20 protein-coding genes are annotated in these 20,960 nt (G+C 63.1%); 13 read left to right on the forward strand and 7 right to left on the reverse strand.

Going from position 1 to position 20,960, the window contains the following annotated elements; translation table 11 throughout:
• The first annotated feature begins 91 nt into the window (after nucleotides 1–91).
• The 5 genes from C4K27_RS13640 to C4K27_RS13660 all read left to right on the forward strand — a co-directional run bounded on the left by C4K27_RS13640 (nucleotide 92) and on the right by C4K27_RS13660 (nucleotide 5,761).
• Entirely contained in the window at nucleotides 92–712 is a 621-nt protein-coding gene (locus tag C4K27_RS13640) for a LysE family translocator (RefSeq protein ID WP_053260846.1), read from the forward strand.
• A 375-nt stretch (nucleotides 713–1,087) separates the two neighbouring features.
• Nucleotides 1,088–2,428, forward strand: a complete 1,341-nt coding sequence (locus C4K27_RS13645) for a hypothetical protein (RefSeq protein ID WP_053260847.1) — start codon at nucleotides 1,088–1,090, stop codon at nucleotides 2,426–2,428.
• Nucleotides 2,429–2,432: 4 nt separating this feature from the next.
• Nucleotides 2,433–2,924 (forward strand): sorbitol dehydrogenase, encoded by a 492-nt coding sequence (locus C4K27_RS13650; RefSeq protein ID WP_053260848.1) that lies wholly within the window; start codon nucleotides 2,433–2,435, stop codon nucleotides 2,922–2,924.
• A complete protein-coding gene (locus tag C4K27_RS13655) occupies nucleotides 2,921–5,179 on the forward strand; it encodes a GMC family oxidoreductase (protein ID WP_053260849.1) in 2,259 nt (752 codons plus the stop codon). Before C4K27_RS13650 ends, C4K27_RS13655 begins: the two co-directional genes overlap by 4 nt.
• A gap of 120 nt (nucleotides 5,180–5,299) precedes the next feature.
• Nucleotides 5,300–5,761 carry a GNAT family N-acetyltransferase gene (locus tag C4K27_RS13660; RefSeq protein ID WP_053260850.1) on the forward strand — a complete coding sequence of 154 codons (462 nt, stop codon included), beginning with the start codon at nucleotides 5,300–5,302 and terminating at the stop codon, nucleotides 5,759–5,761.
• 92 nt (nucleotides 5,762–5,853) lie between these two features.
• On the opposite strand, the gene C4K27_RS13665 is transcribed toward C4K27_RS13660, so the two are convergent.
• The 3 genes from C4K27_RS13665 to C4K27_RS13675 form a co-directional block, all read right to left on the reverse strand.
• On the reverse strand, nucleotides 5,854–6,336 hold the full coding sequence (locus C4K27_RS13665) for a GNAT family N-acetyltransferase (protein WP_053260977.1): 483 nt from the start codon (nucleotides 6,334–6,336) through the stop codon (nucleotides 5,854–5,856).
• Between the two features lie 167 nt (nucleotides 6,337–6,503).
• A complete protein-coding gene (locus C4K27_RS13670; RefSeq protein WP_053260851.1) occupies nucleotides 6,504–7,463 on the reverse strand; it encodes an HlyD family secretion protein in 960 nt (319 codons plus the stop codon).
• Nucleotides 7,464–7,466: 3 nt separating this feature from the next.
• Complete coding sequence (locus C4K27_RS13675; protein ID WP_053260852.1) at nucleotides 7,467–7,820, reverse strand: DUF3302 domain-containing protein; 354 nt, start codon at nucleotides 7,818–7,820, stop codon at nucleotides 7,467–7,469.
• A 233-nt stretch (nucleotides 7,821–8,053) separates the two neighbouring features.
• On the opposite strand from C4K27_RS13675, the gene C4K27_RS13680 reads away from it, so the two are divergent.
• On the forward strand, nucleotides 8,054–9,256 hold the full coding sequence (locus C4K27_RS13680; protein ID WP_053260853.1) for a PrpF domain-containing protein: 1,203 nt from the start codon (nucleotides 8,054–8,056) through the stop codon (nucleotides 9,254–9,256).
• Between the two features lie 33 nt (nucleotides 9,257–9,289).
• On the opposite strand, the gene C4K27_RS13685 is transcribed toward C4K27_RS13680, so the two are convergent.
• Nucleotides 9,290–10,231: an AraC family transcriptional regulator gene (locus C4K27_RS13685; RefSeq protein ID WP_053260854.1), complete on the reverse strand. Its 942-nt coding sequence runs from the start codon at nucleotides 10,229–10,231 to the stop codon at nucleotides 9,290–9,292.
• A gap of 171 nt (nucleotides 10,232–10,402) precedes the next feature.
• On the opposite strand from C4K27_RS13685, the gene C4K27_RS13690 reads away from it, so the two are divergent.
• Nucleotides 10,403–11,101, forward strand: a complete 699-nt coding sequence (locus C4K27_RS13690; protein ID WP_053260855.1) for an alpha/beta hydrolase — start codon at nucleotides 10,403–10,405, stop codon at nucleotides 11,099–11,101.
• A 44-nt stretch (nucleotides 11,102–11,145) separates the two neighbouring features.
• Here the strand turns inward: C4K27_RS13690 and C4K27_RS13695 are convergent, their stop codons facing one another.
• The gene (locus C4K27_RS13695; RefSeq protein WP_053260856.1) at nucleotides 11,146–12,270 is read right to left on the reverse strand and encodes an endonuclease/exonuclease/phosphatase family protein; all 1,125 of its coding nucleotides are present in this window, start codon (nucleotides 12,268–12,270) and stop codon (nucleotides 11,146–11,148) included.
• A 216-nt stretch (nucleotides 12,271–12,486) separates the two neighbouring features.
• On the opposite strand from C4K27_RS13695, the gene thpR reads away from it, so the two are divergent.
• Nucleotides 12,487–13,032: an RNA 2',3'-cyclic phosphodiesterase gene (thpR, locus tag C4K27_RS13700; RefSeq protein WP_053260857.1), complete on the forward strand. Its 546-nt coding sequence runs from the start codon at nucleotides 12,487–12,489 to the stop codon at nucleotides 13,030–13,032.
• A gap of 103 nt (nucleotides 13,033–13,135) precedes the next feature.
• On the forward strand, nucleotides 13,136–13,327 hold the full coding sequence (locus C4K27_RS13705) for a hypothetical protein (RefSeq protein ID WP_007931882.1): 192 nt from the start codon (nucleotides 13,136–13,138) through the stop codon (nucleotides 13,325–13,327).
• Nucleotides 13,328–13,360: 33 nt separating this feature from the next.
• Here C4K27_RS13705 and C4K27_RS13710 read toward each other — a convergent pair whose 3' ends face one another.
• Entirely contained in the window at nucleotides 13,361–13,846 is a 486-nt protein-coding gene (locus C4K27_RS13710) for an adenosine-specific kinase (RefSeq protein WP_007931881.1), read from the reverse strand.
• A 205-nt stretch (nucleotides 13,847–14,051) separates the two neighbouring features.
• Complete coding sequence (locus C4K27_RS13715) at nucleotides 14,052–17,609, reverse strand: hypothetical protein (RefSeq protein ID WP_053260858.1); 3,558 nt, start codon at nucleotides 17,607–17,609, stop codon at nucleotides 14,052–14,054.
• 358 nt (nucleotides 17,610–17,967) lie between these two features.
• Here C4K27_RS13715 and C4K27_RS13720 point away from each other — a divergent pair, with 358 nt between their 5' ends.
• From C4K27_RS13720 to C4K27_RS13735, 4 genes are all read left to right on the forward strand, one after another.
• Complete coding sequence (locus C4K27_RS13720; protein WP_007931878.1) at nucleotides 17,968–18,246, forward strand: DUF3303 domain-containing protein; 279 nt, start codon at nucleotides 17,968–17,970, stop codon at nucleotides 18,244–18,246.
• A gap of 108 nt (nucleotides 18,247–18,354) precedes the next feature.
• Nucleotides 18,355–18,627, forward strand: a complete 273-nt coding sequence (locus tag C4K27_RS13725; RefSeq protein ID WP_007931876.1) for a DUF4242 domain-containing protein — start codon at nucleotides 18,355–18,357, stop codon at nucleotides 18,625–18,627.
• 297 nt (nucleotides 18,628–18,924) lie between these two features.
• Nucleotides 18,925–19,914, forward strand: coding sequence for a DUF2157 domain-containing protein (locus C4K27_RS13730; protein WP_053260859.1), 990 nt, complete (start codon nucleotides 18,925–18,927; stop codon nucleotides 19,912–19,914).
• Nucleotides 19,911–20,948 (forward strand): hypothetical protein, encoded by a 1,038-nt coding sequence (locus C4K27_RS13735; RefSeq protein WP_053260860.1) that lies wholly within the window; start codon nucleotides 19,911–19,913, stop codon nucleotides 20,946–20,948. Before C4K27_RS13730 ends, C4K27_RS13735 begins: the two co-directional genes overlap by 4 nt.
• Nucleotides 20,949–20,960 lie beyond the last annotated feature (12 nt).

Below are 20,960 nucleotides of genomic sequence, written 5' to 3' on the forward strand. Positions count from 1 at the left end.
CCAGGTGCAGGAAGGGATGCGCATCGGCATGAATTTCAATCGGCTGCCTTTCAAGGATAATCTTTCGCCTACATCTGGCTGAGACCCACCTATGCCTTTCCTCGACAACCTTATTGCCTTCACGTTTGCCGCGACACTATTGACCCTGACGCCCGGCCTCGACACCGCCCTGGTATTGCGAACGGCCACTGTGGAAGGAAAGCAGCAGGCTTTACGCGCGGCCCTTGGCATCAGTGCGGGCTGCCTGTCGTGGGGCGCAGCCGTGGCTTTTGGACTGGGGGCACTGATTGCCGTGTCAGAGCTGGCGTTCAATGTCTTGAAATACTGCGGTGCGGCCTATCTGGCCTGGCTCGGGCTCAACATGCTGTTGCGGCCCCGCCAATCATTGTCCCCTGCCGGCGGCACTGACAAGACAACGACGAACTGGTTCTTCAAGGGGATGATGGGCAATGTCCTGAACCCCAAGATCGGTATTTTCTACGTCTCTTTCCTCCCCCAATTCATTCCGCAAGGTCAGCCATTGATTACCTGGACGTTTGGCCTTGTCGGCATTCACCTCGCCATCGGATTGCTCTGGTCGATCATCCTGATTGGCGCGACCCAGCCGCTGGCCAAAATGTTACGCAGGGAGAAGGTGATTACCTGGATGGATCGCGCCACTGGCATGATTTTCGTGCTTTTCGCGGCTCGTCTTGCCTTCAGTAAACGGTAGGTTTTGAGGCCGTTCGGTGGTCATGTCCGTGATGGCGACGAATATCGGCAGTCGAGGCGAGAAGGGCTAGCGAAGCCGCGCTTTTCGGCGTTCGCTTGCCAGTCGCCGTGATTGGCGGCTTGTGGCCGAAAGTTGCCAGTCGTGAGCGGCAGCTTTCGGCCAACATCGTCAATTGCCGCCAACACCTTGGCGGCCCGAGAGCGCCTGCCGTTGCGCGACGATTCCTGCTTATCCCTACCGTTAGTCGGGTATTTCTGAGGGTTTTGGCGCAACGGCTAGCCTGCAGCCTAGCGTCAGGGATAACGCTGAACATTCGGTCCATGAAGGGCCAGTACGTCTCGTCCTCCCGATGCTTTATCTGCTGAGGAGACGATAATGAAAAAAAACCTGAAACGGTTGGCGTGCCTTGGTGCTGGCTTCACCAGCGCGCTCGCCATGGCCGATGCGGCCAGCCCGCCGGTGCTGTCACCTGCGATTCCCTTCGACGTCATCCCTAAACCCCCCTTTACCCTGGACAACCTGCAACACGATTTCGACGTGCTTTCGTGGCAGACCTTCGTCGCCCTGAACTGGCCCGCAAGCGCCGACGGCAGCGCCAACACCTCGGCGAAGATCGGCGCGCCGGGGCAGACGGTTTGGGAGTCGTGGAAGGAGAGCTACGAGATTTTCCTGCCCCAAGGCCAGAAGCCGGTAGCCTGGAACCAGAAGGCGCCGCTACCCGCGGCCTGCCAAGGCAAGGGTGACCTGCCCGTACTGCAACAGATGGGCAAGGTCGCCGGTGTGCTCGACGAATTCATCCAGCCATTCAAGACAGGCCCACTGGTGGACCAGAACGGCACCTACACGCGCAACGCGATCATGGTCAACCAGCCGATGTTCGACAACATCGTCAACAATGGTCTCTACAGCAAGGAAGGCCAGCAAGCGTTCCTGAGCAAGGCCGACAACCGCATCGCCTTCGCCTGCGGCTTGCAGAAAAACAAGCAGGTCGGCGCGATCATGGTCAAGTCGGCCTGGAAGGTACTCGGCGGCAACGACAACCCGCAGGACTTCCACGCCGTCGACGCCTTGGTCTACACCCCCGGCAACGCCGACCCGAACAAGGGTGCGCTGATCCCCGAGTCGTGCAGCGCGCAGAAGGTCGGGCTGGTCGGCCTGCACATCGTGCACAAGACCCAGCGCGCGCCGCAGTGGGTATGGTCGAGCTTCGAGCACGTGCGCAACGTGCCGGAAAAGACCACGCCGATGAACGAGCGTAAGGGCCCCTACCTGTTCTACGACGCCCAGGCCAGCGGCCGCCCGGTGAACGAGCCTCCAGCGCAGCCGTGGGACCCGTCGAAGAAAGCCACGCCTTCGCAGATCGTGCGGGAAATCCCGCTCACTGCCGCGACCCACCAGCTCAATGCGCAGTGGCAAGGCGCGCTCAAGGGCACGGTCTGGGCCAACTACCAGTTGATCAGCACCCAGTGGCCGACCGCCCCCGCCGATGATTGCCAAGTACCGTCGCCAACCAACCCGCTGGGTACGCCAGCGCCGAACTTTCTGGCCAACGCCACCCTGGAAACCTACAACCAGGGTACCACGCCACAGGCCTCGTCCAGCTGCATGGAGTGCCACAACAACGCGACCACCCGGGTGACCCAGTCCCCGCGCACTAGTTTCGCCGATTTTACCTTCCTGCTTGAACGTGCCCAATCCACCGGCGCCAAGGAGTGATGCCATGAGCGACCCGAACCTGAAGAGCTTCATCGACCTGTCCGCCGCGCTAACTGGCCTGTCAGCCAAACTGCTCGCGCCGTCCGTCGACCCGATCAACCTGCCGCCGCTGTTCTTCGCCACTGCCCAGCAAGGCATGGGCACCGCAGCGTTCAGCAACCTGCTGGAGCTGTACGCCAGCATCAAGATCCAACCGCCTGCGGAAATCGCCAGCGCCGTGCTCGGCAACTCGAACCCGCAGATCGCCCAGGGCGCCCGTTCGATCATGAAGCTGTGGCTGCTTGGCAGCTGGTACCAGCCTTATGACCAAGGCAACGCTCACAAGGGGGACACCCGCGTGGTCTCCGACCAGGCCTACAAGGAAAGCTGGGCGTGGAAGATCGCCCAATCCCACCCCATGGGCTACAGCCAGTACCACTTCGGTTACTGGGCCGAGCAGCCACCGACTCTCAAGCAATTCACCGGTGTCGACGCCAAGGAAGGGCAGCAGCCATGAGCAATTTACAAACCCAGAACATCGAAACCGCCGATGTGATCGTCGTGGGCGCCGGTATGGCCGGCAGCGTCATGGCCTATCAGTTGGGCCTGGCCGGCTTGAAAGTGCTGGTGCTCGAGTCGGGTCCGGCGACTCCGCCTAACCGCAGCGAGTACCTGGAGCGTTTCTACACCGACGTGCTCAAGTTGCCTGAGTCGCCATACCCACCCGAGCAGACCGAGCAGACCCCGGCCACACAGTTCGCCCCGCGAGCGACTATCCAGGACTTGATCACCGCCGGCAGCCCCGACCCGAACAAGGTGCAGAAGAGCTATCTGGTACAGAAGGGGCCGCAACTGTTCGCCAGCACCTACGAGCGGGTAGGCGGCGGCACCATGTGGCACTGGATGGGCACGGCCCTGCGCCTGTTGCCCAACGACTTTCGCATGCGCACTGCGTACAACGTCGGGGTCGACTGGCCGATCAGCTACGACGACCTGCAGACCTCCTACTGCCGTGCCGAGGAGGAGATGGGCGTGTCCGCCGATGTCGCTTCGCAGACCTACCTGGGCGTGACCTTCCCGCAGGGCTATGAGTACAGCATGCACGGCATCCCGCCGTCGCTGGTCGACCAGGGCCTGGGCAAGAACGTCACGAGCACGGTGTACCAGAGCCCGGAGAAGGCGCCCGACGGCAAGCCGTACCCAGGTGTCACCCTCAACGTCCGGCAGACCCCGGCCGGGCGCAACTCGCAAAGCGACAACGGCCGCCGGGTGTGCGCTGGCAACACCAGCTGCACACCGATCTGCCCGATCCAGGCCAAATACGACGCCACCGTGACCATGGCCAAGGCGCTGGATACCGGCAACGTGCGTATCCTCTACCAGAGTGTGGCGAGCAAGGTGCAGGTCGATGCCAGCGGCGTCACCGGCATCGAGTACATCCAGTACCAAAACGACCGCACGCGCAAGAATGGCGTGGCTCAGGGTAAACGCTACGTGATCGCCGCCCACGCGATCGAAACGCCGAAACTGCTGCTCAACTCGGTCGGCCCGCACAGCCCCAATGGTGTGGCCAACAGCAGCAAGCAGGTCGGCCAGGCGTTGGCCGACCACCCGGTGTACCTGGCCTGGGGCCTGATGCCCGAAGGCAAGCCTTTGTTCCCGTTCCGCGGGCCACTGTCCACCTCGGGGATCGAGGACATGCGCGATGGCCCGTTCCGCAGCCAGCGTGCCGCCTGGCGTATCGAGATCGGCAACGAGGGCTGGAACTGGCCGGCGAAAGATCCGTACAACACGGTCTGCGATTTCATCGACGGCACTAACAACGGCGGCGCTAACCCCAACAAGCTGGCGTTGTCCGGCCAGGCGCTGGTGCAGCAGCTCAACAGCGTGCTGACCCGCCAGTTCCGCCTGGGCTTCTTGATCGAACAGGTGGAGAAAGACCCCGACAATGCGCTGTGCCGGGTGGAGAAGAGCACTGAGTTCACCGACGGCTTGGGCCTGCCTCGGCCACAGATCACCTACGAACTGTCCGACTACACCAAGGAGGGCTTCAAGCAGGCGCGTCTGGCCGCCACGCATATCATCACCAAGCTGATGGCCGCCACCGAGCTGACCGACCGGAATCCTAAGCTGGCGCCCGGCTCGCAAACGGTGTTCGAGTACGACGGCCAGAAATACGCGTTCTTCGGCGCTGGCCACCTGATGGGCACCTATCGCATGGGGTCGGACCGCACCAAGTCGGTGGTGGACAAGGACCAGCGCAGTTGGGACCACCCCAACCTGTTCCTGGTCGGCGCCGGAGTGTTCCCCACCACCGGCACTGCCAACCCGACCTTGACCATCACCGCGCTGACCTTCCTGGCCGCCGATGTGGTCGCCAGCGATCTGCTCAAGCGTACCGTGCAGGTGCAGGCCAACCAGGCCTGGCAGGGCACCGGTGTGCAGATCAACGGGCAGAGCTGGCAACTGGCGGTTTGCACCGGTGGGCAGTGGACGGCCGACCCTGCCACCGGGATGGTCAGCGCGGCGGGCAATCCAAAGTTGATCGCCAAGCCCGGCTATACCTTGCCCGGTCAACCGGAAGGAGCGTTGATCGGGCGTATCGGCAACAGCGGCGTGCCGTTCCTGGTCGGCAACCAGGCGCAACTGCCGCGTGGCCAGCAGGGGGAGTTGCAATTGTGCATCAATGACGACCTGGACCGGCGTTACGGGGTTGGCCTGAGCGATAACCTGGGCAGCCTGTCGGTGGAGGTGCGCTTCGGGACGGTGTAGGCGCTGTCATAGTAACCCCGCAGTGCTCCGGCTATGCCGCAGTACTGTGGGTTGCTCTCTCAGCCCAATGTTTAGGCAATGACCGCTTTTGGCCGATACCCACCCACACAAGGATATCGAATGATTATGTCAACGGACGAACTGGCGATACGCCAGATCTCAGCGCTTTCTCCGCAAGTCCTGGCACTGGAAGCGGAGGCGGTTGCGGACGGTTTCAGGTTTCTCACGCGCTTGGTCGCAGAGTGGGAGAACGGGTCGAATCGGTTCGATCAATCGGGTGAGTGCCTGTTGGGCGCCTTTCGCAACGGGCAACTGATTGCCATCGGTGGCCTTACTCGTGACCCCTATGTCGGGCCGGATATCGGCAGGCTAAGGCGGTTATACGTTGCGCGTGCAGCAAGGGGCCGGAATCTGGGCAAAGCCCTGGTGCAGCGGCTTTTGGAACACGCAGCTCAGCGATTTTGTGTGGTGCGCCTATCCACGGATACACCACAGGGAGCCGCGTTTTACCTGCGCTGCGGGTTCCAGCAGATACAGGATGATTTTGCTACGCACGCAAAGTCATTGGCCGATGCCACATAACCAGGTCATTGGAGGGCAGATGGGGTGGCGTAGCCGGTCAACGGCGAAGAGTGAAGGTTTTGCAGGCTTGCACAGCCTTGCAGCAGGGGACATCAGCGCGTTAGGCCCATCGTCGGAATGCACTGACGAACATAGTAATTATCGAATTCACCGCTTTCGATGAAGTGAAAACCATGGCGGGTATAGAAACGATTCGAAGCGCTGCCTTTAAGGGCACCCACTCTAATAGGGAGCCCAGCCACATCCGCCTCTTTGAAAATCTGGGCGAGAACAGCAGAGCCTATCCCTGATCCCTGCGCGGTCGGTCTCACATACAAGTGGTCGAGCAAGAGTTCAGTGCGCCGGTGCTTGACCACGACAAAACCAACCCTCTCTCCAGATACCTCGATGTAGCGTGTATTGCGGGCCTCAAACCCGCTAAGAAAGCGCTCGCGTGCGCGCACTGGATCAAATCGCCCAACCCGCTCCAGGCTTTCGCGCATGGCCTCGATTCGAATGGCTACCAGATTGTCCAAGTCGCTTTGTTGAGCCAAGACCAAAATGACCTGGGAATTTTTATCGGCTGTGGCGGGCATCATTTGCGCTCTGACTGTCATTCAGGGAAGCCAGTATAGAGAGAAGGGAAACAAGCGGCCCACCCGCTTTTTCTGTCGAGGCCAACAGGTGAAAGCAGCCACTCAACCGGTAGGTGAAATCAAGCCGGACTTGCAACGCATCGAGTCTCAGGCCCGATCCCGGCTCCTCAATGGAACGGGAAGATGTAGTTCATCCAGGCCGACATGCGCAGGAGGATCTTGCGCATGATCGCCACATGGTGGAAGTGCTGGCTGTAGAGCGCCGCCTGGCCATAGGCGCCACCGGGCATGAGTCTGGCGTAGGGCAGGTAGTCCGGGTCGGTGATTTCAATGACCACTGGCACCCGCCCCGGCGGCGGTGAGCCGGTGTAGCTCAGCAGGGTGCCGGACGGCTGTACCTGTCCTTCGCCGATCACCGTGATGACATTCTTCACCCGGCCCTTGAACACCCGGCCGGGGATACCGTCGAACGCCACTTCCGCCTCGTCCCCCGGGACCAGGCGCAGCAGGCTGTTCTGGCGCATCCAGGCCGCAAAATACTGGCCTTCGTCCGGAACGAACACCATCGACGGGCGCAGCGGCAGCTTGCTCGCCATCATTCCCGGGCGCAGCGACACGTGGGTGACGAAGCCTTTGCTCGGGGCGCGGACCACGGTGCTGTCCAGCTCGAACTGGGCGTTGTCGATCTGAGCCTGCAGGTCGTCGACCCGGGCAATCGCGGCTTCCTGCTCGCGGCGGGTGCCGAAGTTGCGCTTGATCAACTCGTTGATCCGGTACAGGTCGCCCCGCGCCGCCAACTGCTGGGCCTTGAGGGATTTGAGGCGGTTCTCGAAAGGCTCGGGGTCGATGCGAAACAGCACGTCGCCCGGCTCCAGCGGCGTGTTGCCCTGGACCGGCACCTCGATCACCCGGCCGGTGACGACCGGGATCACGGGCACCGAGACGAAGTAGGAGCGCGCCACTTCCGAATAGGGGTGGTTGTAGTTCATCAGGAAAATCAGCGCGCCGATCAATACCACGCCGCCCAGCACGGCGGTGGGCACCGTCCATTTGTTCAGCGGGATACGGAAGATCTTGAAGATGGCCACACAGATGGCGGTGTAGGTCAGGATCAGTAACAGGTCCATGGGTCACGGCTTCCCTTCCGGACGGGGTCCGGCCTGGGATTGTCCTTCCAGTCGCTCGATCCGCTGTCGCAGCTCGGCCAGTTCTTGGGCCAGATCTCTTTCGGCCTGCATCCGCGCCTTGTCGGTCGCGAAACCCCAGCCCCGGTCCTCGCGGTACAACATGGCCCAGATCCACAGGAACGGCCACAGGGCATGGAGCGTGAACAGACTGACCCAGCCTGCCGCGTGAATGGCGTCCTGATGTGGATGGTTCCGATGGACGGCAATTTCGTAGGGAATGTCGTGCAGGACGATGATTCCGTAGAACAGGATTATTCCGGCGAAGATAAGCATGCCCAGCGCAATCTGATCGAGCATGATTCGCCTCCCGGAAGCCTTCAGCTCGCACGCAACCGCTTATGAAGCACCTTGGTCAGCCACGGCCATGGGACAGCCCGATGGCGCGGGCCTTACGCAATCCATACTAGTTCAAGTTCGTTCATCTGCCTGGCTGCCCTGCAGGGCGCGCACGGCCCTGGACCTGGAAAGCTGCGCTCGCCCAGGCCGCGGTTTATGATCGCTGCCTGTCGTCTATCACTGCGAGCCCGATCATGCCTTTTGAACTGGACCTTCTCGAAATCCGCGCCGGCATCGTTGAATTCCCTGTGTGGCATGCGCGCGGTGGTACCTCCACCGGTTTGATCCTGGCTCGCGAAACCCTGCCCGAGGACCCGTTGCTGGTCGAAGAACTGCTGCGCCACCTGATGGGGGTGCCGTTGAGCGGCGAGCTGCCGGGCAATAACCAGATCACCGGCCTGGGCCGTGGCGGGCCCACCAGCAACAAGGTGTTCATCGCCGAGCGCCAGCCCGGCGAGTCGCGGATGGTCAGCACCCTGGCGCAGCTGGCGGCGGGTAAAAGCGCGATCGACTGGAGCGTCAACTGCGGCAACATGTCGGCGGCCTTGCCCCTGTATGCCCTGGAGCGTGGCTGGCTGAGCGCGGACGAGGACAGCGCGCAGATCGAGATCTTCAACAGCAATACCCAGACCACCATGCTCGCGCGCCTGGCGTTCCGCAACGGTCGCCTGCTGAGCGATACGCGCATTCCCGGGGTCAATGGCGTGTTCCCCGGGGTCGACCTGTTTCTCAGCGATCCGGTGGGGGCCAAGACCGGCCAGCTGTTTCCCACCGGGCAACGCATCGACCTGCTCAATGGCGTGCGCGCCACCTGCCTCGACGTGGCGGTGCCAATGGTCATCGTCCAGGCCGCGGACCTGGGCAAGACCGGCCTGGAAACCCCGGCACAGCTGGACGCCGATGCCGACTTCAAGGCCCGGTTGATTGGCTTGATGGTCGAGGGCGGCTTGCGCATGCAACTGCGCAACCGCGGCGGCGCCTTGATGAGCGCCGAGGAGCTGCAACGCAGCGAAACCCTGCCGAAGATCTGCATCGTCAGCCCGGCCCAGGGCGCGGGCGATATCAACACCCGGTATTTCACCCCGCAAAACGCCCATCCTTCATTGGCCGTCTCCGGTGGCTGCTGCCTGGCCGCCGCCTGCCTGGCGCAAGGCACCGTGGCCTATGAACTGCTCAAGACGCCCAAGCCCCTGAGCGCCACCACGGCGGAATACCCGGTGTCGATCGAAAACCCGGCGGGGTTGCTGGACACCTTGATCACCGCGCGCGAGGAGGGTGCCTCAATGCGCATCGACGCGGCCGCCTACCGGCGCAGCGCGCAGATCCTGCTCAAGGGCCGGGTGCCGTTGTACAACGCCTCGGCGGCGTTGGTCGCGGCGTTACAAGGGCGGGGCTGAGGTCCCGGACCGGAAAGGTGGCAGCAAATCCGCTCAACCCCGTGAGCGATATTCGCTGGGGGCGACCCCGAACTCGCGGCGAAAGGCCCGGCTGAAGGCGGCTTCGGATTCATAGCCCAGCTGTTCGGCGATCCGTGAAATGCGCAGGCTGGAGGTCTGCAAGCGCTGACTGGCCAGTTGCATGCGCCAGTGCATCAGGTAGCGCATCGGCGATTGGCCCACCAGGCGGGTGAAGCGTTGCGCCAGGTTGGAGCGCGACTGGTTGACCAGGCCGGCCAAGCGCTCGACGCTCCACGCCGCGCCCGGTTCGGCGTGCAGCAGCGCCAGCGCCTGGCCGACCAGCGGGTCGCGCAGGGCGGCGATCCAGCCGCTGATGCCTTGCGGGGCGTGGGCCAGCCAATGGCGCACGGCCCAGATAAACATCAGGTCGATGATCCGCGACAGCATGATGCTGCTGCCGATCGACGGGTTGCGCACTTCCTTCTGCATCGCCGCCACCGTCAGCGACAGCCATTCACGGGAGCCGATCAGGTCGCTTGGGTCCTCGCCCTGGCAGCTGACTTGCAGCACCCCGGGCAAACCCTGGCTCAAGGCCTGGCCGCACCCGCCCTCGAACCGGAAGACTCCGCTGGTGATGCGCGCTGGCAGGTCCGGGCTGGCATCCGCAGTGCTGTGCAGTTGATGAGCCTGGCCGTGGGGCACGAACAGGATGTCCCCGGGCATCAGGCTGGTGGTTTGGTTATTGCCGTCGAGCCTGAGCTGGCAGCCGGCGTCCTGGATCACATGGAAGCAGGCGCCGCCCGCCGCTCGCTGTAGCAGCTGGCCGGGTTGCAGCAGCGTCTCGCCCAGCAGCTCGCCATGCATCCGCGCCAGGCTGAACACTTCGAAAAACACATCGGCGGACGGGTGCCGGAGGTCGGCTGGCGAGGCGGCTGGGGGCAGGTGTCTCTGCACAGTCTTCGGCTTTTCGGTCATGGTCGGTCGGCACCGTCCCCTTCGATAATGAGCGTGCCCGAGCATAAGCCAGCACGGGGGAGGGCGTCTCCTGCCTGTCACTTGACGAGCGACCTGCCCCGCAATGCCCAGGGCCCGGCAGTACCGCCGCCATCGGCGAGCGGTCTTTATCCAGACAGAGGATTCAAGCTCATGAGTGGTCAGCCTACGATTGTGTTGGTGCACGGTTTTTGGGGCGATGCGGCCCATTGGAGCAAGGTGATCATCGAGCTGGCGCGCAAGGGTTACAGCGCGATCCGCGCGGTGGAAATGCCCTTGACGTCGCTGGCCGATGACGTCGAGCGCACCCGCAAGATGATTGCCCAGGTCGATGGCCCGGTGTTGCTGGTGGGGCATTCCTACGGCGGCGCGGTGATTACCGAAGTGGGCGACCAGCCCAACGTGGTCGGGCTGGTGTATATCGCCGCCTTCGCCCCGGATGCCGGGGAAAGCCCGGGCTGGATCACCCAGCAGCACCTGCCCGCGGCGGCGGCCAACCTCGAGCCCGACAGCGACGGCTACCTGTGGCTCAAGCCAGCGGCCTTCCATGAGAGCTTCTGCCAGGACCTGGGCGCCGACGAAGCGCTGGTCATGGCGGTGACCCAGAAGGCGCCGCTGGCCAGCACCTTCGACGATACCATCAGTGCGCCGGCCTGGAAGAAAAAACCGTCCTGGTACCAGATCTCCAGCGACGACCGCATGATCCATCCACGCAACCAGCAAATGATGGCGGCCCGGCTCAACCCACAAAAGACCCTCACCCTGGCCAGTTCCCATGCCTCGCTGGCCTCGCGGGCGGCGGAGGTCGCGGCCTTTATCCACGAGGCCGCCAGCGCCACCGTCAAGGGCTGACCAGTCCCCCCCTCAGGCCCCGCTCGCGAGCGGGGCCTTGCGGCCTACAGGTCCAGGTCGACCCACACCGCCGCGTGATCCGAGCCGGCGTTTTCCTTCTTGTCCAGCTGCGGGTAGACCTCCCAGCGCTTGGGCTGGCTGCCCGGCCACATGCCCTTGCGCCAGACACCGCCGGCGGTGACGGTGGCGAACAGCGCGGGGGAGAGCAGCAGGTAGTCGATCTTGTTCGCCGCTTTGCAGGTGTCGAAGGTGCCGGGGTAACCGCCGTCGTCGAAGGCCGGATGGACGAAGGCATCCTTGAGGTCGGTACCCTTGAGCAAGGGCTCCAGCGGCGCGCTGTCCGGGGTGTCGTTGAAGTCGCCGACCACCGCGATATAGGCCTCACCCTGGGCCACCAGCGCCTGGTAGATGAGCTTGACCCGCTCGGCCTGGGCCAGGCGTTTTTTCGCCGAGGCCGCAAGGCCGCCGAAACCTTTGCTCTTGAGGTGGTTGACCAGGACGATCAGATGCTTGTCCTTTTGTTTTCCAGAAGGCAGCGGGATATGGAACTGCGCGCAATCGCGGGAAAAGATCAGCTCGCCGTTGGCCGCGGTGTCGTCGACATGGCTGCGCAGCTGGCCGATGGGGTAGCCTGCGGCGGTCATCAGGCCGACATCGATGCCCCGCGTATCGTTGCCGTCGATCAGCATCACATGCCGGTACAGCGGGCCGCCCAGGGCGCCGATGATTTCCGTGTTGAAGTCGCGCAGGGCCGGGCGGCTTTCCGCCTCGACCACCGCCAGCACATCGGCGTGCAGGTCGATCATCACCCGCGCGGTATTGCGCATCGCTTCCAGGTCCACCGGGGCCTCGATCAGCTCCAGCGAACCGACCCACTCGGTGCGGCCGTTGGCGACAATCTCCAGGCCGCCGACCTTGGGCCGCTTGACCAGGCTGCCGCGGTTCTGCCGCAGGATCACAAACGGGCCCTGGTCCGACTTGCTCAGGCCCAGCTCGGTCAGCAGCTTGACCATCTGCGCCTTGTCCTGGTCGGTGTAGATGGGCTCGCCCAGCAGCTGGTTGAGCTTGGCGAAACGCTCCAGCACCGGCTTGCCTTCGGCCCAGCCTTCCAGGTTCATGGCCTTGGCGCGGTTGAACAGGTTTTCAACGTTGTAGGACGCGAGTCTCATCGGGCTCTTCCTTTGCGTGGGGCGGACGTCAATGGGCATTACAACCGATAAAAATGACCGAATGCCGACAGGCGCGGCGTCTTGTTGCCTTCTTTATGCTGAACTCAAGAAAGGGCTAAACCGGCCTGAGATTCCCGGTGGGCGAGTCGCAGAGGGCCGGTGGGGGAGTGATCTGACAGTGAGCACTTCGCCCGAACCGAACGGGGAGGACAGGGCATGCATGATGAGTCCCGCGAGCAGGGCGAGCCGTTCAAGCGGCTGTTCTTTGCCTTGCCCTGCACCGCCGCCCAACGCCGGGCCATTGCCCAGTGGCGCAGCGCCCTGGGGCTCAGGAGCGGCCGTCCGGTGCCGGCGGAAAACTTTCATTTGACCCTGATGTTCCTGGGCTCGGTCACCGTGGCGCAGATTCCGCGGATCTGCGCCGCGGCGGCGAACGTGCGAACGCCCGGTGAGGCGCTACACGTCCCGCTCGACCGCCTGGAGGTCTGGCGCCGGGCCGGGGTCTTGTTGCTGGCGCCGGCACAGGCGCCGCTGGCGTTGCGTCAGCTGGTGTATGCCTTGCAGGAAGCGCTGCTGCCCCTTGGGCTGGTCGATTCGCCGCGGGAATTTCGCCCGCACTTGACCTTGATGCGCGACTATCGGGCAGCGGTTCCCGAGTCCCAGACCCCTGCGGATTTTCAGCTGAGTGCCCGGCACTTCGCCCTGTACGAGTCGCATAAGGGCCGTTATCGGCCGCTGGCCGAATGGGCGCTGGCGCGGTGACGCTCGGGGCAGCCCTGTCGGCAGGTTCGCCGGTCAGCCGAAATCCGAGTGCCCCAGGGCCTGCACGTTATAGTTGATGAGGCCGAATCAATGGGAGGAGGACATGCGCCAGATCGTCAGCAAAGAGCCGTGGTGGGCCGCGCCGCCGAAACCGGGCCAGGATGAGTCCGAGCTGGACTGGGGCTGGCTGGTCACTTACAACGAGGGCGAGCCGCGCTTCGAGTTCGTCAAGGAGCGCCCTTCGGAGCAGGAGATCCGTCAGCGCAAGAGTTGCCGGACCACGCCGTCCGAGTAGCCGGTCGGCGCGGAGGGCAATCTTGCGCGACCCTCACTGCTTGTAGCCGATCTGCCGCAGCAGGTTCTTGCGCCACAGGATGTCGTCATCGCCTTCCAGGCCCTTGGCGCAGAAGCCATCCACCACCCCCAGCACCGCCCGGCCCTGCGCCGTTTCAGCGAGAATCACCTGGCTCGGGTTGGCGGTCGCGCAGAAGATGCGGCACACCTCAGGCACCATCTTCAGGGTGTTGAGCACGTTCAATGGATAAAAACCGTCGCCGAGAAACACGATAAAGCTGTGGCCGGCGGCGATCGCCTGGGCGTTCTTTTGCGCCAGCGCGATCATCGTCGGATCGCTGCCGGACCAGCGCACCAGGCATTGGCCGGAGGCTTCGCAAAAGGCCAGGCCAAAAGCGATGTTCGGCACGCTGGCGACCAGGGCTTCGTGGATGTCCTCGACGGACTTGATGAAGTGGGTCTGGCCGAAAATGAAGTTGGTGGCTTCCGGCTTGTCGATGTTTACGCTGATCAGTTGCATCTCGAACCGCTCCTTGCCGATGTCGCGCGGCGCTGGGGGGGGCGTTGACGGAAAGGGGACGCCCGTCGTAGCCCGTTACCGGCGAGGCGGGATTGCTTCCAGCAACAGATCAAGCATAGCCATTCATTGGCTGCTGCCGGGTTGGTCATGCCTGAACGATGGCCGTCAACAGCTGATCGGCCCGTTCGTTCCTGACCGCCGGTGCCTAGAACTTCGCGTAATTCAATGCGTCGACAATCAGTGAGCCGCCCACGCCGGTCAGCGACAGCAGCAGGGCGCGCACCAGTGGTTCTTGCGAGTAACTTGAGAAGGCTCCGGTATTGAGGGCAACGATGCGTCCGCGGATCAGTTCGAGCTTGTTGTAGATCGGTGCGTCCTCGGGTGTTTCCAGCCGGTAGTTATCCAGACGCTGTAACGCTGCGCCACGTGCCTGTTCCGCGGCACGGCGCAGCGACAGCGCGGAAGCGAGCAAGATCAATGTTGTCAGCAGGAAGGAAATGACGATGCTGGGCGGTGTCGGCCAGTTGTCGAACACGCTGTTGCGTGACGCAATCAGGATCAGCATGACGACCGTGGGGGCATAGATCAGGCGATTGACGGTCGCCGTGCGCTTGGCGATCAGTTGCATGTCCATCCAGTCGTCGATGCAGGGGTGCAGAGGCACGCCGAAAACCCTCCAGTGCTCCTTGCGCAGTGCTTTTGGCCAGATCGCGTAATGCGTGCTCAGGTTGCGGATGAACCGTGTCAGCAGGAGGTTGGCATCCACTACCCAGAACACCAACAGCTGGAAGGTCAGGGTTGGCAGCAGCCAGTTCAACATCCAGATCGATGACTCGCCCCGAATGGGCGCGCCTTCCATTGGCCAGAGCACGAAGAGCGCGCTGGTGATTACGACGAATATCCAGGTGGCGAGGAGGGCGCGCAGCATTCGGGCGCCGAAGGTGCCAGCCACGCAGTGTTCTCTCCAGAAGCTCGTGACGAAAATGATCCTGCGCTTGTCGGCAACATATGACTGGATTGTGGTCGTCAGTCTCTTCGGCGTGTGCCAGTCGCGCTCGCTGACTAAGAGCGGGAACAGGATCAGGAACAGGCAACGTCCCAGGGCGGCTCGCCACCTATGTGGCGTTGTGCCCCTTTCTCGGTTGACCAGGCGCAGTAGCTGCCCCCACAGGCTCATCTGCAGCCTGCTCATGTGTCGATCCAGGTGGTAGGCCTTTTCGATCTCGACACGGTTGATGCGCAGGGTGCGCCAACCCCAGGCCAGCGCCGTGATCGAGATGACCACGGCGAGCAGGCGCAGGGCCAAGGTGGGCCAGGCGCTGATGCCCTCGAACAGGAACATCGGCTCACCCAGCCCGTCATCCGTCAATACACGCCGGATCTGGTACATCCACAGCAAGGCCAGAACGAATACCACGATCGGTACCACGACGTACCACGCCGAGGCGTCGAACAAGCCACTGCTTGCAGGAGCGGGGACCTGTCCGGGTTGCGCTGGTTGGGGCTGATGACGGCGGATAAGTTCCGAGCAAACGATGCCCAACAGGATCAGTACGAAGGCGGTCCACATGAACTCCACGCGCCAGAACCGCATGGCGAGCCACGCCGACAGTCCGGACACCACATACAGCGTCAGCGGGATACTGTGCACCCAGGCTGGCAGTTTGCTGTCTCTGGATTGCGCATAGGTCCACCACCAGCCAAGGAGGATCACCACTACCAGCAGGATGAACGTCAGCGGCCCGGCCCAGAAAAACGACTGCCTTTCATCGAGCTTGTCGCGTACCGACTGAGAGAGTTCGGGATAAGGAGGGGGCGAAGGATCCTGCAGGCAACGCAACGCCATGAGGTCGTGCGTTGCTTGCCGGGTCTGGCCGGGTGTCGCGCAATCCTTGGGGCGTTCGGCGCTCTTCTTGTTTGACAGGGGGATGAAGCCGCTGATGCCCACCTCATAGATGCCCGGCGAAAGCAGCTCCGATTTGTAGTCGAACTTTGCCCGCTTGACGTCGTAGGCCCGGGGGGACTGCGCCGCCAGGATCGCGATGAATACCGCACTTTGCAGACTCTCGCGAAACGGCGGCACATCCTGTTGCAGGGCGCGTGTCAGCGTGAGCCCGTAGGGTGCTGCCAGGACCAGGTTGCGCGTGGTCTGGGCCTGGCCACGCTGGAGCATGCGCGCATCGAGGTTGGTGGAGAAAAACACTTTGTTCGGCATCCGGCCCTTGAGGGCCTGCAGCACCAGCAGCTTGTCGTAGGTATCGGCCCCCAGCACACCGATGGCGCCGATACCGCTGGTGCCCTTGCGGCGATAGGCTTCGTCCTCGCGCGCGATATGGTCGGCGAGGCGGCGCAGGTAATCGAGCTGGGAATTGCCGTCGGACTTTTCCAGCGGGCTCAGATCCAGGGTGTTCTTGTCCTTGCTGTTTTTATTGTCATCGCTACCAGGCGCCTTGTTGCCGCTGGCGGCCTCCTCTGGCAAACGCCCGTCCACGCCTCGCAGGTAACTGAAGCGCAATACCCAGTCATTGACCGCCGCCTGGTCTTTGCTGTCGATGCCGGCATCCTGGGCAACCTGCGATTTAAAGCTCTCGCTCAGTGCGCGGCTGTAGAAACTGTCCCACTCGGAGACCAGCGCGATGCGACTGGGGCGCTGCCAGCCAGTGTCGCAATGTGTTCCGATTAGCTGCGGTGCCCCTTCTCTGCATCGCACACCCGCGACTGGATCCACATGGCGCAGCTTCAGCTCCTCCAGCAGCAGGCGTGTCATGACGCCGTCGTCGCTGACAGTACGCAGCAGTTTCATGGAGGGTTTCGGCGTCGCTGGTGTTTGCTGCTGGGAGATTGCTTCGCCGGGCGAGGGCTTGCCCAAGGCATGCATCAATGTGGCGTAATCAGCGGTGGCCAGGGGGGAGTAAATCTCGATATCGGGCTTGGCGTGGCCGTTGGCTTCGTCCCGATACATATCGAGCAAGACTTTCGAGGTGGAGGGGCCGATGACCTTCAGTAGTGTCTGGTTGGACACACCAGGGCAGGTTTGTGGCGGGCCGCAATCCGAATGAAGCCTGCTCTGCAGGGTGAGGCGCAAGGCTTCGAGTTGTTGTAGCGGGTGTGAGCCCAGATGCTCCTGCTTTACCCAGAGCAGTATGGTCCGGGCGGATGGGCGCTGTTTGTCCTGCATGTCCCTGGGTGGGTCGAATGGATTGGCGATGAAGGCTTCATAGGGGATTTCTGCGTACTTCGACTTTCCTTGCTGACCGGCTTGCGACGTTATCTGCGTGCCTGACAGGTCGTCGGCAAGGGCCAGGCAGCGGATGTGCTGCTCGTCCTCGGGCACCATGCGCGAGTTTTTGAACCCGGCCAGGATTGCATAGCGAATGCGCCGGCGCAGCTCCACTTCATCGGCATAGGGGCCGCCTTCGACCAGCGCCACTATGAGTTGGGGAGGCTCTGGCGGTGGTTGCTGCAGTTCGGCGTCCAGTACCAATGGCTTGCTGACTACAAGCTGGGGGCTGCATTCAAAGTCATTACTTGGGGGCTTGTTACCCTCCTTGAACTTTTTGCGATAACGCTCGAGCGCATCGAACGGGTCCTGCCACAACCGGGCTTCTATCGGTGGTTGCGCCTGGAATTGTGCGCCGATGGGGCGTGGTTCGAGGAAAGGCTCGCGAGTGAGGGCGAAGGTCGAGACGACCAGACTGAGGATGAGGGCGCTACCGGGTAACCAGAGGACGAGGTTGTTACCTGAGCCATTGCTGTTGTCCATGGTCTTTTCCCCCTTCCTTAGGTGTAGGGCCGACCGCTATGCATAGGTATAGCCCCCGGATCAGGCTTTATCTACCGGCCCTCCGACGCTGCAACGAGGGTGTCGCAGGGCCAAACGAGCGTGCTTTCAAGCGGCCTGGGGCGCGCGAGCAATTGGGCCGCTGACCGGTGGCTTCATGCTGGGGGCGGGAACAGGATCGGCGGTCATGCGGCGGGGGCGCAAGGCTGCTATTCCTTCCCTTGGGACAATCGTTTCAGACCAGACGGAATGCGGGTCGATACCGATGCGTGGCCGTGGTCAAGGTGCCTGCCAGGTGCGCGCGCAGAACAACGGGCGCCAGTTTCGCTGGAGGTGGCAAATGTTATTCATTGTCAGCTGGTCAATCAGTCCCGAACGTCGTAACAGTGCGATCGAGCGATTTCTCAAGACGGGTGGGGCGCCACCCGCAGGGGTGAGCATGCTGGGGCGTTGGCATGCCGTCGGTGGTATGACGGGGTTTGGGATCGCGGAAACCAGCGATCTCGCGCTGATGCAGAAATGGGTGCTTGAGTGGAGCGACCTGCTGCGCATGGAAGTGCACCCGGCGTTGACCGATGAACAGGCCGCGCCGCTATTGGCGGCAGCGCTTGGCAGGTAACGGGCAAGCAGACCGTTGGCGATCCGCCGAGGGCTGTCTGCCTCGGCCAATATACGGGGTAACGCTGTTTGTCGGCGTGCCCCGGCCATTCACGAAGTGGAGGTTGTCATGCCAAAGTTCGTCATCGAGCGCGAGATGCCGGAAGCCGGGGCGCTTACGCCGCAGGATCTGCAACAGATCTCGCAAAAATCCTGCAAGGTTATCAGTGAGCTGGGGTCGCAAGTGCAGTGGCTGCATAGCTACGTCACGGGCGACAAGATCTATTGTGTCTATATCTCCCCGGACGAGGAACTCGTCAGGGAGCACGCCAGGCTAGGCGGTTTTCCGGCGGACCGGGTATCGCGAGTCACGTCAATCATCGATCCGACGACGGCGGAGTAGGGGCTGCCGCCGAGGTTCGCGCGCCAACAGCTAAGGAGGTTGTAGGAACGAGCTTGCTCGCGATGAACGTGAGAGCGCCGCGTTTACCCAGTCAGTGGGCGTTATCGTTAACGGCTATCGCGAGCAAGCTTCGCTCATACAGTAACGAGCTGGGATCAGCTTTTTTGTGGTCACGGCGTGCCGCGCGGCGGTCCGCTGGGCGTCTTGATAGACAAACGGCTGCGCAGCGCTTGGCTATGCTGTCGAGTCTATAGCCGGTATGCAGCCGGTCCCCATGTCCCCAGCCCCAAGAGCGCCATGAGAAAAACCACCCAGCAGATGTTGCTCCACGAAATCGCCGACTGGCGCCACCGTGGCCTGATCGATGCCGAGGCGCAGCAGCGGCTCGGCGCCCTGTACGAACGTCCCGAACACCGCTTGTCCACGGTCCTGCAATGGCTGGGCATCGGCGCGGTGCTGCTGATCGGCATGGCGGTGCTGGGCGGCATTGGCCTGCTGGCCGAGTCGGTGCTGGTGGGGGCGGTGCTGTTTTTCGCCGCCGGTGCCGGGCTGTGGCTGATCGGCGCGCGCCTGGCCCGCGACCCGGCGCGGCGCATGCCGGTCACCGGGGTGGCGATCCTGACCATTGGCCTGATCCTGATGGGCGCCAGCCTGTTGCTGGGCAGCTCCGACAGCGAGACCGGCGACTTCGGCAACCTGTCCCTGGCGCTGCTGGTCAGCGCCGCCCTGAGCATCGCCACCGCCTATGGCTATCGCCTGCGCTGGCCGCTGCTGCTGGGCCTGCTTTGCGTCTTCCACGGCCTGGGTTCGTGGGAGTGGTATGGCGGTTCCGGCACGTACTATTTTGGCATCCAGGACCCGCGCTCCATGGCCGTGATTGCTGCGTTGACTGCGCTCCTGGGGCTCTGGCACCAGCGCGCCGAGGATCACGCCTTGCGCCGCTTCAGCGGCTTCGGGCGGTTGTATGTGATCTTCGGATTGTTGTACTTCAACTGTTCGCTGTGGTTCCTCAGCCTGGAGGAAGCTTACCGGCAGACCCTGACCTGGACCCTGTTGTTCACCTTGGGCGCCATCGTTCAGCTGGTGCTCGGCGCGCGCTTCAAGCACCCCAGCTTCACCGGTTTTGGCGTGGTGTTCCTCGGCATCGACCTGTACACGCGCTTTTATGAGTACGCCTGGGAACAAATGAGCGCCGCGGTGTTTTTTGCCGTGGCCGGCGCCCTCGGCATGCTCCTGGGCTGGTTGTTCGAACGCACCGCGCTGCGCGCCGGGGAGGCTGGCCAATGAACCCGGATCGCCGTAATCGCCAGGTGCACAACGCCCTGGACCAATGGCTGCGCGACGGCCTGATCGACACCCAGGCCCACGCGCGGATCGCCCAGCTGTACCCGCAGACCCGCTGGGACTGGCGCTCCCTGGGGCGCTGGTTCCTGACCTTCGGCGCCATCAGCCTGGCGGCGGGCTTGCTGATCCTGCTGCATGAACACCTGACGTTCACCTTGCCGAAACTGGCGGGCGGCCTTGGCCTGTTGATGGTCGGCTTGTTTGTCGCCGGGCGCTGGCTGCTGGGCAAACAGCTGAAGCTGCTCGGCGCGACCCTGGAGTTGCTCGGCGGTTTTGCCCTGATCGGCCTGAGCCTGGTGCTGGGCATGATCTACTCCGACGGCTCGGGCAACTGGCCGGCGCTGTTGCTGGTGGACCTGCTGCTGTTGCTGGCGCTCAGTTATGTGCTGAACAACGTCTTGCTGCTGACCCTGTGCAGCGTGCTGTTCTTTATCTGGTTCGGCGGGCGCAGCGGTTATGAGTCGGGGTGGGGCGCCTACTGGTTCGGCATGAACTACCCGCTGCGCTTCCTCGGCGCGGCCCTGGCCATGGTGCTGTTCGGCTTTGTCCATCTGTGGGGCGAGGCCTCGACGCTGGCCCGTTATCGCGGCTTTGCCAAGGTGTGGATTTCCGCCGGGCTGTTCATGGCCCAGATGTCGTTGTGGCTGCTGTCGTTGTTCGGCAGCTACGACCTGATCGATGGTCCGTGGCACCTGGCCGAGTCCGGCGAACTGGTGCTGTTCAACGGGCTGTGGGCGGCGTTCAGCCTGGGCTTGCTGGCACTGGGCATTCGCCTGCGCTTTTCCATGCTGGTGGGCTATGGCGCGACCTTCTTCATCATCCAGCTATACACGCTGTTCTTCACCCAACTGGCGGACACCCTGGGCTGGTTCGTCAGCCTGCTGATCGCCGGCGGCAGCCTGTTGGGGCTGGTGATCTGGCTGGAAGGCAAACGCCAGCAACGCCGGACTGTGCCGGGCGAAGCCGGATCGGTGTAGGGAAGGGGAGAA

It is taken from the genome of Pseudomonas chlororaphis subsp. chlororaphis (assembly GCF_003945765.1).
Lineage (GTDB): Bacteria > Pseudomonadota > Gammaproteobacteria > Pseudomonadales > Pseudomonadaceae > Aquipseudomonas > Aquipseudomonas chlororaphis.